Raw genomic sequence first — 15,996 nt, forward strand, 5'->3', positions numbered from 1 at the left:
ATGGGTCCGGAATACACCGCGAGGAGGCCGGCCGTCGCCGGGAGTTTCTACCCCTCCCACCCGGTCCAGCTGAGGACCGCGGTGGAGCGGTTTCTCGTCCGCACCCTACCCCCCGTCCGCCCCACAGCGTTGCTGGTCCCTCACGCCGGGTACCTGTACAGCGGGTCCACCGCCGGGAAGACCTACGCCGCCTCGTCGCTCCCGGAGAGGATCCTCATCCTGTGTCCGAATCACACAGGCCTGGGTTCGCCCCTGTCCCTCTACCCGGGGCGGGCTTGGCTGACTCCCCTGGGCGAGTGCCCGGTGGACGCCGAACTCAACGGGCTTCTCCTCAGCGAAGTTCGGGGGCTCGAGCCGGAGGAAAGGGCCCATCTGCAAGAACACGCGGTCGAGGTTCAGATCCCGTTCCTCCAGGTGTACGTCCCCGGGGTCCGGGTCTCGGCCGTCGCCGTCGGCATCCATGACCTTCACGTCCTGCGGAGCCTGGGCGAAGGCATCGCCCGGGCCCTGGCCCGCCTGGACGACCCGGCGGCGATCGTGGTCTCCACCGACATGAACCACTACGAGGACGCCCGCACCAACCGCGACAAGGACGACCTCGCCCTGGACGCCGTGCGGTCCATCGATGCCGAGGGCCTCCACCGAGCCGTGCTGGCACACGACATTTCCATGTGCGGTTTCGCGCCCGCCGTGGCGGCCCTCACGGCCGCCCGCCTGCTCGGCGCCAACGCCGCCGACGTCGTGGACTACACCCACTCGGGCATGGTGACCGGGGACGAGGACCAGGTCGTATCCTACGCCGGAGTCCGGATCTTCAGGGAGGCAGCGTGAGGCGCATCCTCCTCGCGGTCTGTCTCATCGCCGCCGCGGTGCCGGCCCGGTCCCAGATCACGCCCATTCCCTGGCGGCCCAAAGCCTCGCCCGCCCAGAAGCCGCCGGCCCAATCCGCCGCTCCCGCCCCTCCCGGAAGTCCCTCGGTCCCTACGGAGCCCGAGTACCTTCTGACCTTCGACCGGATCACGACCGTTTCTCCCGGGGTTTTCCTCGCGGAGGGCAACGTCCGGTTCGTTTTCGGCGAGATGCTCCTCACGGCGGACGCCGTGACGTACGATTCGGAAGCCGGGAAAGTCCGAGCCGAGGGCGCGGTGGCCGTGGATTTCGGAGATTTCACCGTTTCGGGGTCGGTGCTCGAATACGACCTGAATTCGGCCACCGGATCCGTCAGGGACGCATACGGGCTCCAGAAGAACGGCGATTTCACCGTGACCGGCAGCGAGATTCGAAAAACGGGTCCCGACTGGTACGAAGTCGTTGACGGCACCCTCACCTCGTGCACGGCCGCCGTGCCGCCCTGGAGCGTCCGGCTCACCCGGGGACGCTTTCACGTGGACCACTACGCGTTCTTGCGGAACCCGCGGTTCCGGGTGCGAACGGTCCCCGCTCTGTACCTCCCCTACGTGGTCTGGCCCCTCAAGCCCGAGAGATCCACGGGCCTCTTGATCCCGGACGTCGGAAGCAGTTCGCGCCATGGAGCCACGGTGAGCACGGCCCTCTACCTGGCCCCGAGGGACTGGTGGGACGAGACCCTGTTCGCGGACTGGTACGAGGAGGAAGGTTGGGGCGTGGGGAGCGAGTTCCGTTACGCCCTCACCGAGCGGTCCTACGGGTGGGCCAGGGCCTACCATATCCGCCAGGACAGCGACGGGAGAAGGCGGTGGGAGGCGACCTGGAGCCACCTCCAGGATTTCCGCAGGGGCTGGTACGCCGTGGCGGACGTGAACCTCCTCTCGGACATCGATTTTCCCAAGGAGTACGAAAGGGACTACACCCGAGGCACCCTCTCCCGAACGGACTCCCGGATCTTTCTCGGGTGGAGGCGTGGGGCCTACTCCCTCCTTTCGAGGGTCGAGAGGCGCCGCCAGTATTTCACCGAAGACCGCGACCTGATCCAGCGGGCTCTCCCCCTCGTGGAATTCCGCTCCAGCCTCCAACCCCTCGGCCGGAGCCTGTACGCGGGCTTCGAGACCTCATTGGGGGCCCTCCACAAGGAGTGGGTCGCGGGGAGCTCCGCCGCGAACCCGGGAAAGAACTCCATGGACTACGGGCGCGCCGACCTCCACCCGTTTGTGGAATGGCCCCTGCACCCCGCCCCCTGGCTCGACTTCACCCCCAGGGTGGAGGGACGGGCCACCTACTACGGCGAAGGGGTGGACCCCGTGACGGGAGGGCCCGAAGGGAGCGACCTCTGGCGGACGTACGCCCGGGCTTCGCTGGACGTTTCTGGCCCCAGGCTGTTCAGGCGGTTCGATTCGGGGTTCAAGCACGTGGTGGAGCCTTTCCTCAATTACACCTACATCTCCGGGGACAGGGACGCGGTCCGGCTGCCCCTTTACGACGAGGTGGACCAGGTGGGCCTGGACCTGGACCTCTTCAAGTACGGGTTGCGGAACCGCATCTACGGGAAGAAGGGAAGCCTCCGCCTGGACGCGGAGCTGTACCAGAGCTGGCGCCTGAATGGGGATCTGACCTACCTGGACGGGCGTTCGAGCCCGCGGTCGCCGGTGGTCCTCGCGGTCCGGTTCTGGCCGCTGGAGACGTGGAGCGGCGACCTACGCCTCAGCTACAACCCCCTGGCCCGCCGCCTGGCCTCCAAGTCCCTTTCGGTGACGTACAGGCCCAAGGAGAAGGAGAAAGACGCCTTCGTCCGCGTCACCTACCTCAAGGCGGGCGCATTGGGCGCGGACCCCACCGCGTCGGCCGCCGAGGAGCTCCGGCTGGCGGCCTACCTCGACCTCCTGGAGGACCGGATCACGCTGAATCCCGTCCTCGAGCGGGACCTGCGCGACCATGACTGGCGCAACCTGCGCCTGATTTTCTGGTACAGGGGCTCTTGCTACTCCATCGGCTTCGAGGCGGGCCGGAGGACCATCGGGAGTTTCCGGGACACCAACTACCGCCTCCTGGTCAGCTTGAAGGGAGCGGGGACCGTGGTGGACCTGTACGGCGGAACGGCGGCGTACTGACGCAGGACGCGGGGCCGCGCGCCGCTCCCGGGACGGGGGGACATGAATCCGGACACCCAGCGAGAGATCGCACGCAAGGTGCTCCACATGAGCATGGGGCTCTTCGCGCTGTGCCTGAGGTGGCTCACGCCCTGGCAGGCGGCGCTCTGCGCCCTGGCCGCCCTCGCCCACAACCTCTGGCTGTTCCCTTTGTACGGGCGAAAAAAGCTGGAGAGGCCCGAGGAAAAGGCCCGCGGCTACACGGGCATGGTCGGGTATCCCGCCGTCGTCCTGGCGCTGATCCTCCTTGGGGCGCTCCTCCCCATCACGCCGGACCTCGCCGACCTTTCCCTACCTCCCGGGGAGGCCCTCGCCTTTTACCGCCGGGCGGGTCTGGCCGTGGCCGCGGCGGCCTGGGCCGTTCTGGCTTTCGGCGACGCCTCGGGGGCCCTCTGCGGCATCCTTCTCGGCGGCCCCCGCTTGCCCTGGAACCCGAAAAAGACGTGGGCCGGCCTCGCCGGGTTCTGGATCGTAGCTTCGGCCACGTCGCAGGCTTTCTTCCGGTTCGTTCTGGAGGGCGCGGGTCCATTTCCCTGGACACCCGGTCTCCTCTGGGGCCTCTGCGCCACCGCCTCGGCCGTGGCGGCGGTGGTGGAATCCCTCCCGGGCCAATTCGACGACAACCTCACGGTGCCCCTGGCCGCCTGGTCCGTTCTGGCCTTCCTCCCGGGCCTCGCCCCGGGATGGCTCGCCTCAAGCGCCCTGGGCCGGGCCATCTCGGAGGGTTTGGGTACTCCGACCTTCTTGGGCTTACTCGCTCTGGCCATCGCAAACCTGGCCCTGGCCGGAACGGCCCTGCGAAAGGGCTGGGTCGACGGGACCGGGTTCCTCTTCGGCGCGGCCGCGGGTCTCTCCGTGCTGGCGGCGCGAGGATGGAGGGGGTTCTCCCTGCTGCTGCTCTTCTACTTCCTGGCCCACTTCAGCACCTACTTCGGCCGCCGGATCAAGGAGGACCGGGGGATCGCGGAGGCCGACGGGGGCCGGCGCGGGACCGGATCGGTCTTCTCCAAGGGGTTCATGCCGGCCGTCTTCGCCTGGATTTCCCCCCCCGCCTTCGCCGCGGCCCTGGCCGTTTACGCCGCGGACACGGTGGCCTCGGAATTCGGGAAGACGGCCCGCGGCCGGACCTTCGCCCTTCTCGCCCGCCGTCCCGTTCCTCCGGGCACCGCCGGCGCCCTGTCCTTCCGGGGCACGGCGGCCGGCATGGCGGCCCTGGCGGCCGTCGCGCTGGCGTACGCCCTTCTCCTGGAGCCCTCCGGGCCCTTGGGGCACGCAGGCCCCTTCCCTCTCGTGGGGACCTGGTTCTGGTTCCCCTTCGCCTCCATCGCCTTCGCGGCCCTTCTCTGGTTCTTGGCCGAGTCCGTCGTCAACGAGTGGAACTCGGGGCGGGACTTCGTCTCCAAAATCGTGGTCCACGTTCTGATCGGGGCCATGGCCGGGGCCTTCACCTGGGCGCCCGCGGCCCTGTGGAACGCATGGCTATTTCATGGTTGGAGGTAGAGCGGTGAGCCTCAAGCCCTGGATCGACCTGGTCAGACCCTTCACGCTCCTCCCCCCTCTCCTGGGGATCCTCTCGGGATCGGCCTGCGCCTGGGGCGGAGCGCACAACCCATACGCCTCCTTTACCCGGGATCTCTTCTGGACCCTCCTCGTGGCTTCCCTCTGCGCCTCCCTCATGAACGCCGCGTCCAACATCATCAACCAGGTCTACGACCTCGAGATCGACCGCGTCAACAAACCCTCTCGCCCGCTCTGCACGGGCCAGGTGACGGTTCGCCAGGCCCTCTGGGTCTCCTGGGTGATGTACGTCCTCTCTCTCGTCCCCATCTGGTGGGTGGTCCCGCCGCCCCACAATTCGGGGTTCTGGGCCCGCACTACGGCGCCGTGGCACGCCCACGCCTGTTTCTGGATTTACCTCGCGGGCCTTCTGTGCACCTACATTTACAGCGCACCGGGCCTTGGGCGCACGAAGCGCCTGGGCATCTGGGCCAACGTCACCATCGCGGTGGCCCGGGGGGAACTCCTCAAGGTGGCGGGGTGGGCCATGGTGGCCTCCGCGGCCGTCTGGGAACCCTGGTACCTCGGTGCGGTCTTTTTCCTGTTTCTTCTGGGGGCCTCGTCCACCAAGGACTTCTCCGACATGGAGGGCGACCGCTTGGGGGGATGCCGGACCCTCCCCATCGTCTACGGTCCGCGAAAGGCCGCGTGGATGATCGCCCCTTCCTTCGTCCTCCCCTGGCTCCTCTTTCCCCTCGGGCTCGTCCTGCCCGCGCCCGGAGGCGGCCGCCTCTTGACCGGATCCCCAGCCCTGCTCCTGGCCCTCTCCGTCGCCCTGGTGGCCTGGGGCGGAAGGACCGTGTACCTGATCCTCAGGAATCCTGACGAACTCGCCTTCACCGAGAACCACCCCTCCTGGACCGAGATGTACGCGATGATGATGGCGGCCCAGGTCGGCCTGGGGCTGGCCTACCTGCTTTGAGGTGCGGGACCGAATCCGGCCGGGAGTCACGGCATAACGGCGGGCGGGCCGGGTTATACTCTGTTCAAGGAGATTGGAATGGCCGAGGTCCATGACAAGAAGAGCGCCTACCCGTGGAAGGCGGTGGCCGTGGCGGCGGCCCTGATCGTCCCCGCCGTTCTGACTTTCCTTTTCTGGAGGACGACGCCCACGGTAGGGGGGTGGAGCGACGCCCCCCGACCGGAGCCGCTCGCCCCCTCCCACCCGGCCGCCGCCGCCACTCCTTCGGTAACGGACCCGAAGAAGATCTACGACGAAAACTGCGCCGTCTGCCACGGCGCGAACCTCGAGGGATCGGGGACCGTGCCGGCGCTTGCGCGTCCGAACTGGCCCTTCCACGAGAACCCCGACCAGCTCCTGAAGGTCATTCACGAGGGCAAGGGCCTCACCATGCCGGGCTTCCGGGGACGTTTGTCCAACCAGCAAATTGAAGCGCTGATCGAGTACCTTCAGGAATCCAACCGCCGGCGGTGACGCGGGCGAAGGGTTTCGAGGGAGACCCTCCCGACTTCCAAAGCCCCACCGGGGCCTTTTCTGGTCACGCGCCCGAGGCGGTTTCCCCGTTGAGGAAGCTGTGGCGGAAGCCGTACGCCCCGTAGAGCGCGAGGCCCAGCAACAGCCAAATCAGGAACCTCACCCAGGCCGATGCCGGCAGGCTCGCCATGAGGTACAGACACAAGATGATTCCCGTCAAGGGCAGGGGCTGGTTTCGGAAGACGGCGTACAGGATGGCGAGGACCGCAAGCAACGCCCCCTTGAAGAGCCAGGTGAACCAGGCCGGAGCGCCCTCCGCGAACAGGGCCCCCTCCAGGACTCTGGGCGCGTGAATCGGCAGGAAGGCCACGGCCGCCAGGAGCGCCGCGCCCAGGCAAAGGGAGAGCCACGGCCCGCCCGGCACCTGGAAAGGCCGGTGTATTTCCGGGCGGCTCCTTCTCAAGACAATGACCCCCCCGCACACAATGCAGAAGGCGAAAAGTGTCCCGATCGAGCAGAGTTCGGAGGACACGTTGATGGGCGTCACCGCCGCGGCGATCGCCACGATCAGGCCCGTGCCAAGGGTCGTCAGGTGGGGCGTGCCGTATCGCGGGTGCACCCTGGACAGACCGGGAGGCAGGAGGCCGTCCCGGGACATGGCGAACAGGATCCGAGGCTGTCCCATGAGGAGCACCAGCAGGACGCTGGTGATCCCCGCCAGCGCCCCCACGCTGATCAGCGCGCTGGCCCAGGGCATGTGCAGGGTGTTGAGGACGAGGGCGATGGGATCGGCCACCCCGAGCTGGGAGTAGGGAACCACGCCCGTCATGATGGCGGCGACGGCGATGTAGAGGACCGTGGCGATGAGGAGCGAAGCCATGATCCCCCTGGGCAGGTCCCTCTGGGGATTCCTGGCCTCCTCCGCCGTCGTGGAAACGGCGTCGAAGCCCACATAGGCCAGAAAGACGATGGCCGCGGCCGTCATGACGCCCGAAAACCCGAAGGGCATGAACGGTCTCCAATTGGCTGGATTCACGTGCCACGCCGTGGCGAGGATGAAGAAGAGGATCACGGAGACCTTCAGGACGACGATGGCGAGGTTGACCCGGGAACTCTCCTTGATGCCCCGCACCAGGAGCCACGTGATGAAGAGGACGATCAGCACGGCCGGAAGGTTGATCAGGCCTGGGTTCGGATCCCAGGGGGAAGCCGTCCAAACCCGGGGCAGGAGGTCGGCGCCGCCGCCCAGGGTCATGTTGAGCAGGTTCACGAAGTAGGCGGACCACCCCGTGGAGACCAGGATCGCCGCCACCATGTACTCGAGAATGAGGTCCCACCCGATGACCCAGGCCGGGAATTCGCCCAGGGTTGCGTAGCCGTAGGTGTAGGCGCTCCCCGAAACCGGGATCATGGCCGCCAGTTCGGCGTAGCAGAAGGCCGAGCAGGCGCAGGCCGCCGCGGCGATGGCGAAGGACAGGACAATGCCGGGACCGGCGTTGTGCGCGGCCTGGACGCCCGGCAGGACGAAGATCCCAACGCCGATGATGCAGCCGATGCCGATGGCGGTCAGGTCCCACGCCGAGAGCACCTTGCGTAGCCGCCGGCCCTCCACGTCCGTGTCCATGAGCAGACGAGATAGCGACTTGGTCCTCATCAGCCGAGATGACATCTCCCCCCTCCTGGCTCTTTCCCCGGACGGACACCCGGCATCATTATGGGACAAGAAGGCGGCGCCGGCCAAGACGGCGGGCGCGCCCCACCGCGTCTCACTCGGGACGGGGGCCTTCCTCGGCCAGGGGAACCGCGGGGAGGCGCCGCAGGGCCTCGTACAGGGCGAATCCGATCCACGCGTCGGTGGCCGCGTACGTGATCTGGGAGGGGGTCAGCACATCCCGAGCCCAGTTCGAAGTCCGCTGCCCCTTGGCGATTCGGAGACCAAGGACTTCCGCGGCCAGTCCCCGCAAACCCCGGGCCTTCAAGCCCGCCCGCTCGGCCAGGTCCCCCAGCTCCACGAAGCCGCCCGGCTGAAAGTAGGAGAAGGCCTGCAGGTCCAGCACGTCGCGTCCCACGGCGACCCCCGCCTTGACCACCGAGGCGTCGGCCAGGAGCGCCTTGAGACCCTCTGGAAAACCGATGCGCCCCAGTTGGAAGAGAACGGCGAGGTCCGAGCACGCAAGCTGGACGAGCGCAGGTGGATAAGCCACTCCCCTGCGGAAGGACGGCCGAGTCTCCGTGTCGAAACCGAGGACAGGCTTCCCCCCAAGCCGAGCCAGGGCGGCCTCGACCTCCTCATCGCGCTGCACGACGAGAACCTCGCCTTCCCAGCGTCCGGGCGGCAGGTCGTCGGGCGCGGATTCTGCGAACGCCGTCGGATTCACGGAGTCGGCGCTCATGAGAGCTCCAGGCGGAAGGAGTACCGGACCACTCCGCCCCCCTCGGACCCGGGATCCCTTTGAAGCTCGGCCCAGGACACGGCGCCCGCCGAGGTCCACAGGACCGCGGTGGAGGAGCGGGTTCCGTAGGCCGCCGTCCTCGTGAGGATGGGGGAGAGGAGCCGCTCCGCTTCCATGCCGACCCCCGTGTCCGGCAGGGCGTCATCGGGGGCGGGGCGGTCGTCCGACAGAAGGTCAAGCAGGTCGTCGGGCGCGGGGACGCGCTCGTCAAGAAGCCGGCGCAGGGCCCTCGTGCCGGCTTCCGTCTTCGGCCAGGGTTCGTCCAGCACCCCGTTGCTGAATCCCCACACCCCCGGCTCAAGCCGACGCAACCCGCTTGCCTGGTTCGAAAGCGCCAGCAGGTCCTGACCGTCAAAGAGGAGGAGGTTGAAAGCCGGATACCGGTCCGCTTCGGCCTGCAGGCGAAGGGCGTAGGCCTCGGCGGTTTGGCGGGACAGGAGGAAATCCCGCACGAGGTGGCCGCGAGACGGCGCCCCCGGCACGACGGCGCCCCGGCCGCGCACGTTCGTGACGGCGGCCAGCCGACCTTCCCGGGCCACGCCCAGCCAGGTTCCCCCCTCCCTGAGGTCTCGCCCAGCCAGCAGGTTCGGCGCATCGGGCCACCACCCCGAAACCGCCGTGGGGCGGTCGTAGGCCTCGTCGCGGTTGGCCGCCACGACGAGTTCGAGCCCCGGGCGCGCTTTCCATCCGATGAGGACCAGGCACATGGGGCGTCAGCCGAGGAGTCCGTCGAGGGACGACCCCGGGGGGACCTCCGCCGGATCCTCGCCCTTCCGGAAGATCCTGGCCGGTCGGTCGCCCAGGAGGACCAAAGAGGACCCTTCGCGACGGAGAAGGCTGCTTTCCCTCAGACCGACCACGACGACCCCCGGATTGGCTTCCAGAAATTCGAGGATCCTTTCCTCCCGAGTCTCGCCGCCATGCCCCGGGAGAGTCGCGTCCGTGTAGTGGGGATTGATCTGGAAAGGAACCAGGCCCAGCGCGGAGAGGCCGCCCGTTTCCACGATGGGCATGTCGTTCGTCGTCCGAATCGAAGGGCAGGCCACGTTGGCCCCGGCGCTCCATCCCACGTAGGGCATTCCCGCGGCCGCCCGCTCCGCGATGGCCTTCCCCAAACCCGTTTCGCGAAGGTGCCTGAGGAGGTGGAAGGTGTTGCCTCCTCCGACGGCCACCGCATCGGCCCGGGCCAGTTCCTCCAGCGGGCTTTTCACCTCGTGGGCGGACACGACCTCCGCTCCGACCGCCGCGAATCGGTCCCTGACCTTGGACGCGTAGTCGTCCCAGTGGATGCGTACCCCCGCGAAGGGTACGAAGAACACGCGCCGGGAACCTGCCAGGAAGGACCGGAGGTGCGCCTCCGGCCAACCGAGGTACGGCTCCCCCGGGTTCGTCGAATTGCTAAGAAGGAGAAGCCGGATGGGCGCCACGATGCCTCCAGGCGGCGTAGTATATCAGACGGCCGCCCCCGCATGTTGAAACCAAGCGGAAAAACGGACGTATGACTCCGAAGGACACCTCCGGAACCCACAGGACTCCCCCTTCCCGCCCTTCGGGGCGGTTTTTTTCGGACTGGCCAGAGGCCGTGCGGCTCCGAAGCGTGGCTTGCTCGGACGGCCGTCGTCCCATTGTATAGTATGGGCCACGGGCCGAGTGGGGCCCCGCGGGAGAAGTCGCCATGTCGCGCACCTTTACGATCCTGTTCGTGGACGACGACATCGGGGAGATTCAGGACGTTGTGGGCGAGTACTTTTCCCGGTCTCGCCCCGAATGGCGCTGCGCCTTTGCGGACTCGATGGAACGGGCGCGCGAAGCCCTGCTTGCGGAGTCGCCGGACGCCGTGGTGCTGGATCTGGAGCTTTCCCCGGGCGGCCGGGAGGGACTCGACCTCCTCTACCACGTCCGCAGGCACTCGCCGACCGTTCCCATCATCGTTCTCACCGACATCCGCGACGCCCAGGTCCTGCGGGACGCGTTCCTCACCGAGAAGGTCTCCGAGGACCTCACGGTGGAGGACGTGGATCCGGAGGCCTTCCTCTTCAAGGAGGAGATCCTCGCGAGCCAGCGCCTGGACGTCCTGGAGTGGAAGATCGCGAGGGGCCTCCACAAATACGGACGGGTGGCGAACGACACGGGCATCCTCATCACCCACGGCACCGACACGATGGCTTGGGGCCTCTGCTACCTCCGCTACGCTCTCAAGGGCCTTCGGGCCAACGTGGCCGTGACGGGCTCCCAGGTCCCGCTCGAGGGATACTTCTCCAGCTCCGACGCACTCGGCAATTTGAAGACCGCCCTGTACCTCCTCAACCGTCTGAGGCCGGCCCACCTCTTCGCCGTGTTCAACAACGGACAGCGCGTCTTCTCCGGACGGCTGACCAAGTACCGGAAGTGGGACACGGACGCCTTCGAGGGCCGCCTGGCGGCCAGCGCCAGCCCCGATGGGATCACCTCGGTCCGGAAGGACTGGGTCTTCATCCCCTACCCGGACCAGCGGCTCCAGGACCTTCACCTGATCCGGACGGGAGGGACCATCGAGTCCCAACGATCGCCCCATGAGTTCGGGGCGCTCAAGCCCACGGGCGACTTTGTCTGGAAATACCTCAACGACCCCCTTTCGGGGTTCTTCGTCAATCCGCACCGCCACGACCTTTTCTCTCTGGACTCCTCCAACCTCTCTTACGAGCATTGGGCCCGAATCGCGATGGAGGTCCAACGGATCGGCGTGGCGACGGCCGACACCCGCTTTGACCCGTCGGTGAAGCCCGTGTTCGCGAACCCCGTCTTCACGACGCAGGATTACGCCGCCCAGTTCGGGGCCTGCGGGAAGGGCGCCGTCTTCTGCGGGTACGGAGGGGGGAACGCCAACATCCTGGATGCCTCCGGCCACTCGGTCCTCCCCGCCCTCAGGGACGCCGTGGAATCGGGGAAATTCGTGGCCGTCACCTCTCAGGTTCCCCTCGAACCCTACGATGCGGATTACGAAACGGGCCTCACCCTTCTGGAGGCAGGCGGGGTTCCTTGCGGCGATCTGCCCCTGGCCGACGCGCAGTTGAAGCTCAGCTACATCCTTGGCCACGAGGAGGAACTCCGGACGGTGGCCGCGGAGGCGGGCCTCTCCCCGCGGTTCCTGGCCACGGCGGCTTTCCTGTCCGGCGTGTCCATGCGCCGGGCCTACAGCATGGAACTGTTCTGCAGACTGCTCGAAAAGAGGGGGACGCCCCTGCGCATCCACCCGGAGGACCCCTTCGTGGCCCGGCCCTTCGAGGCGGGCCTGCGGGCCGTGGTTCAGGCTTGCCGGGACCCGAAGTAGCCGGCCTGGCCGGCGCCTACTCCCCCAACTCCTCCCGCTCCTGGGTGTTGAGCCGGGCCAGGGCCGAACGGTAGGGCCACTCCTCCAGAAACCCCTCCTCCCTGAGCAGGCCGAGCTTGGCGCGGTGGTATTCCCAGTAATCCTCGGCGTCCAGCGGCTCCACCCGGTCCGCCAGCTTGACGAGCCTGGCCAGCCAGGCGAGGACTTCCCTGCGCCGGCGCTGGTCCCACCAGGGGATCCCTGGCGTCTCCACGGGCTCGGTCCCCGTCTCCACCGTCACGGACACCCTGAGGAGGGCCGCGGCGAGCAGCGAGGCGACGAGCCCCGCGGTGGACAAGCCCAGGAGCCAGACGACGAGGGACCCCCCCGCCGCGCGGGCGAGCCAACCCGCGGGCGCCGCGCACAAGAAGCAGAGGACCGCCACGGAAAGGGGGACCCAGGGGATGCGCCAACGAATGCCCACGGGGGCGCGCAGGGCCGTGAGGGCGTAAAAGTCCCGCCGGCCGAACCCCGCGGGGCCTTCCCTCGAAAAAACCACCCGGTCGTATAGAAAGACGCTCCTCCAAAGCGATCCGGCGGTCCGGATTCGGCACTCCCCGAGGTCCAGGGCCTCCAGCGTTCCCTGGAGGGGGAAGCGGGCCTTGGCGACGGCCTTCCACAGGTCCTCCAGGAACCGGTCCATCGTTCCGCCCCGGATTCCCCGCAGTTCGGCCAGCTCCAGCCCCTGAAAATCGAAAAGCCTCACCGTCCACCGGCGAAGCCCCGCCCAGAATAGGAACCAGGCGGCGGAAAGGACGACCCACACCGGCACGAAGGGCAGCCAGAAACCCTTGAGAACGAAGGGTGTGAGGAGGGAAACCGCCGTGGCGGCCACCAGGAGCAGTCCGTTCCGCAAGGGGAACGGCGCCCGGGCGAAGTGGTCCCAGATCTCGTCGTAGTAAATGAGGTCGGTGTGCACCTTGATCCCGGAGGCGAAGTCCTCCTTCTGCATCCCCTCTTCCAGGAGGGAGAAGACCGTCCAGAAGCCGGGCGGGCCGCTCTGTTCGTGACGGATCAACCGATCAGCGCTCATTTCCCCCCTCGACCATGGCGGAAACGAGGGCCCGCGCGAAATCTCTGGCGATCACCTCGTAGGCGACGACCTCCTCGCTGGCGTAGGTGGAGGGGGAGCCCGAGCGCGCGTAGTTCTGGGTGAATCGGTATCCCTGGGAATCGAAAAGGATCGTTCCCGCCCGATCCGTGAGTCGAACCCGGGCCGACAGGGTGACCTGGTAGCGGTCCGCCCTGCCCTCGGAGTCATAGGACAGGGGCGCCACGTTGAAGCCGCGGATCGCGCCGGTGAGGACCGCATCGGCGCCCTCGCGGCCGGATTGGACCCGCACCTTCAGGCGCCGTGAGGCCTCCTGCACGACGGCCTCGGTGACCCGCTGGTCGATCTGGAGCACAGGGACCTGTCGCTCGAAGGGAAGGACCGCCAGGGTGCGGACCGTGGGAGGAAGGGTGCCCGTCCCCAGCAGGCGGTACCCGCAGCCGGCCAGCACGGCCAGGGCCGAGGCGACCACGGCCGCGCGAAGGAGCCTCGCCGCCCACGCGGCGCGCGCCGAAACCTGGATTGACCCGGCCACCCTCGATCTCTTCAAGGAGTCCTCCCGTCGGCCGCTTCTCGGAGAAAGGGGCCGATGTGTCACTTGACCACGAGGGTCACGATCCGTCTGGGCACCACCAGTTCCTTCACGATCTGCCTGCCGTCCGTGCAAGCGCGGATCTTCTCACCCGCCTTGGCGATGCGGAGGACCTCCTCCGGGGAAGCGTCCGCTGGAACGCGGATCTGATCCCGGACCTTGCCATTGACCTGGACCGGAAGGACGATCTCCGCCTCCCGGGCCACCTCGGGATCGAAGGAGGGCCACGGGCCGTCCACGAGGGAGGGGCCGAGGCCGATGATCTCCGCCAGGGCGTCCGCCGCGTGGGGCGCAAAGGGGGCCAGCATGGTCACCAGGGAGACCACGGCCTCCCGGAGGACGTAGCGCTCCCGCGGCGTCCGGCCGTACGTGGGGAGAAAAGCGTGGATGGCGTTCACGAGTTCCATGAGGCCCGCCACGGCCGTGTTGATCTTGAGGCGCTCTTCCAGCTCCGCGCTGACCTTCGCCACCGTCTGGTGCGTCTTCCTGCGCAGGGCGGATGCGGGCCCGTCCGGGACCTCGGCGGGCCCCTTCAGGTCCTGTGCGAGGTCCTCCACGAGGGCGTACACCCGGGAGAGGAAGCGGTAGGCCCCCTCGGCGCCCTGGTCGCTCCAATCGAGTCGGTCCCAGGGCGGGGAGAGGAAGAGGATGTTCAGCCTCACGGCATCCGCGCCGTACCGGGCGATCATTTCGTCGGGCTCCACCAGGTTGCCGAGGCTCTTGCTCATTTTGGCCCCGTCCTTGATGACCATGCCCTGGCACATGAGGCGCTTGACCGGCTCGCCGAAGGACAGGAGGCCCAGGTCCCTCAACACCATCGTGAAGAAGCGGCAGTAGATGAGGTGCATCGTGGCGTGTTCGATTCCGCCGATGTAAAAATCCACGGGCGCCCAGTATCGGACCGCGGAAGGGTCGAAGGGCGCGGCGGACTCGCGCGGGCTGCAGTAGCGCAAGAAGTACCACGAAGAATCCACGAAGGTGTCCATCGTGTCCGTCTCTCGCCTCGCCGGGGCTCCGCACTTCGGACACGCGGCGCGGAGGTACTCCTCGTGGCCCGCCAGCGGGCTTTCTCCCTTGCCGGTGAACGCAACGTCCTCGGGAAGGAGGACCGGCAGGCTGTCCTCGGGCACGGGAACGGCCCCGCAGGACTCGCAGTGGACGATCGGAATCGGGGTTCCCCAGTAACGCTGACGGGAGATCCCCCAATCCTTGATGCGGAAGGTGACGGCGGAGCGCCCGAAACCCGCCGCCTCCGCGGCGGCCGCCATGGCCCGCACGGCCTCCCGGTTGGAAAGGCCCGTGTAGGGTCCGCTGGCTTCCAGGATGCCGTCCGCTGGGACCGCCTCCGTCAGCGATTCCGACGCGAGTCCCCCGCTCTGCACGACCACGCGGATGGGCAGGCCGTAGGCCTTGGCGAACTCGAAGTCACGCTGGTCGTGGGCGGGAACGCTCATGATGGCGCCCGTTCCGTATTCCATGAGGACAAAGTTGGCGAGGAAGATGGGAACGCGCTCTCCGGAGAAGGGGTTGATGGCGTGGGCGCCCGTGAACACGCCCTCCTTCTCCTTGCTTGTGGCGCGATCGTGGGTGCTCAGCGCGCGCATCTTGGCCCGGAACGCCTCCACGGCCTCGCGGCGTTCGGGCGGTGTGATCTCCAGGGCCCTGGGGTGTTCGGGCGCGAGGACAAGGAAGGTGGCGCCGAAGATGGTGTCGATGCGCGTCGTGAAGACGCGGATGGGATCCCCGCCGCCCTCCACGGCGAAATCCACGAAGGCGCCTTCGGAGCGGCCGATCCAGTTCCGCTGCATGGCCGCCACCTCGGCGGGCCAGTCCGTCAGGCCGTCCAGGCCGTCGAGGAGTTCCTGGGCGTAGGGCGTGATGCGCAGGAACCACTGGTCCATTTCGCGGATCGTGACGGGGTTGTGGCACCTCCAGCATGAGCCGTTCTCCACCTGTTCGTTCGCGAGGACGGTGGCGCAGTCCGGGCACCAGTTCACGGCCCGCTTGGCCCGATAGCAGAGGCCCTTCTCGAACATCCGGAGGAAGAACCACTGGTTCCAGCGGTAGTACTCGGGATCGCAGGTGCGCACTTCGCGCCGCCAGTCGTACAGGAACCCCATCCTGCGCAGCTGGGCCTTCATGGAGGCGATGTTGGCCTCGGTCCAGACCTTGGGGTGGACGCCGCCCTTGATGGCGGCGTTCTCGGCGGGAAGACCGAAGGCGTCGAAGCCCATGGGGTGGAGCACGTTCTTGCCCCGCATGCGCTGGAACCGGGCCACCACGTCGCCGATGGTGTAGTTTCGGACGTGGCCCATGTGGATCTTCCCCGAGGGGTACATGAACATCTCGAGGCAGTAGAACTTCTCCCGGGATGGATCCTCGCCGGAAGCGGCCAGGCCCATGGCTTCCCAGTGTTTCTGAATGCGCTCCTCCACCGCGATCGGATCGTAGGACATCGGTCCGGAACCTCCTGAAACGTGGGATTTTATATCGAATC

General features: G+C 67.7%; 13 protein-coding genes. 6 read left to right on the plus strand and 7 right to left on the minus strand.

The features are described 5' to 3' along the window. The 5 genes from amrB to AB1824_05935 all read left to right on the plus strand — a co-directional run bounded on the left by amrB (position 1) and on the right by AB1824_05935 (position 6,054). On the plus strand, positions 1 to 831 hold the full coding sequence (gene amrB / locus AB1824_05915; protein MEW5764495.1) for an AmmeMemoRadiSam system protein B: 831 nt from the start codon (positions 1 to 3) through the stop codon (positions 829 to 831). Continuing rightward, on the plus strand, positions 828 to 3,023 hold the full coding sequence (lptD, locus tag AB1824_05920) for an LPS assembly protein LptD (protein MEW5764496.1): 2,196 nt from the start codon (positions 828 to 830) through the stop codon (positions 3,021 to 3,023). Before amrB ends, lptD begins: the two co-directional genes overlap by 4 nt. Positions 3,024 to 3,065: 42 nt before the next feature. Further along, positions 3,066 to 4,562, plus strand: coding sequence for a DUF92 domain-containing protein (locus AB1824_05925; GenBank protein ID MEW5764497.1), 1,497 nt, complete (start codon positions 3,066 to 3,068; stop codon positions 4,560 to 4,562). Between the two features lie 4 nt (positions 4,563 to 4,566). Then, positions 4,567 to 5,541 (plus strand): UbiA family prenyltransferase, encoded by a 975-nt coding sequence (locus tag AB1824_05930; GenBank protein ID MEW5764498.1) that lies wholly within the window; start codon positions 4,567 to 4,569, stop codon positions 5,539 to 5,541. 78 nt (positions 5,542 to 5,619) lie between these two features. Beyond that, positions 5,620 to 6,054: a cytochrome c gene (locus AB1824_05935; protein MEW5764499.1), complete on the plus strand. Its 435-nt coding sequence runs from the start codon at positions 5,620 to 5,622 to the stop codon at positions 6,052 to 6,054. 64 nt (positions 6,055 to 6,118) lie between these two features. Here the strand turns inward: AB1824_05935 and AB1824_05940 are convergent, their stop codons facing one another. From AB1824_05940 to pepE, 4 genes are all read right to left on the minus strand, one after another. Next, a complete protein-coding gene (locus AB1824_05940; GenBank protein ID MEW5764500.1) occupies positions 6,119 to 7,708 on the minus strand; it encodes an amino acid permease in 1,590 nt (529 codons plus the stop codon). Between the two features lie 112 nt (positions 7,709 to 7,820). Next, positions 7,821 to 8,447, minus strand: coding sequence for a 3'-5' exonuclease (locus tag AB1824_05945; protein MEW5764501.1), 627 nt, complete (start codon positions 8,445 to 8,447; stop codon positions 7,821 to 7,823). Next, complete coding sequence (locus AB1824_05950; protein ID MEW5764502.1) at positions 8,444 to 9,214, minus strand: NRDE family protein; 771 nt, start codon at positions 9,212 to 9,214, stop codon at positions 8,444 to 8,446. The genes AB1824_05945 and AB1824_05950 overlap by 4 nt, the downstream gene beginning before the upstream one ends. A 6-nt stretch (positions 9,215 to 9,220) precedes the next feature. After that, complete coding sequence (gene pepE / locus AB1824_05955; GenBank protein MEW5764503.1) at positions 9,221 to 9,925, minus strand: dipeptidase PepE; 705 nt, start codon at positions 9,923 to 9,925, stop codon at positions 9,221 to 9,223. Positions 9,926 to 10,182: 257 nt separating this feature from the next. Here pepE and AB1824_05960 point away from each other — a divergent pair, with 257 nt between their 5' ends. Beyond that, on the plus strand, positions 10,183 to 11,817 hold the full coding sequence (locus AB1824_05960) for an asparaginase domain-containing protein (GenBank protein MEW5764504.1): 1,635 nt from the start codon (positions 10,183 to 10,185) through the stop codon (positions 11,815 to 11,817). A 16-nt stretch (positions 11,818 to 11,833) separates the two neighbouring features. Here AB1824_05960 and AB1824_05965 read toward each other — a convergent pair whose 3' ends face one another. From AB1824_05965 to leuS, 3 genes are read right to left on the minus strand one after another with little or no spacing between them, the layout of a single operon-like run. Continuing rightward, positions 11,834 to 12,889, minus strand: coding sequence for a hypothetical protein (locus tag AB1824_05965; GenBank protein ID MEW5764505.1), 1,056 nt, complete (start codon positions 12,887 to 12,889; stop codon positions 11,834 to 11,836). After that, positions 12,879 to 13,457 carry an LptE family protein gene (locus AB1824_05970; GenBank protein ID MEW5764506.1) on the minus strand — a complete coding sequence of 193 codons (579 nt, stop codon included), beginning with the start codon at positions 13,455 to 13,457 and terminating at the stop codon, positions 12,879 to 12,881. Before AB1824_05970 ends, AB1824_05965 begins: the two co-directional genes overlap by 11 nt. 44 nt (positions 13,458 to 13,501) lie before the next feature. Continuing rightward, a complete protein-coding gene (gene leuS, locus AB1824_05975) occupies positions 13,502 to 15,955 on the minus strand; it encodes a leucine--tRNA ligase (GenBank protein MEW5764507.1) in 2,454 nt (817 codons plus the stop codon). Positions 15,956 to 15,996 lie beyond the last annotated feature (41 nt).

This window comes from Acidobacteriota bacterium, assembly GCA_040752915.1.
Lineage (GTDB): Bacteria > Acidobacteriota > UBA4820 > UBA4820 > DSQY01 > JBFLVU01.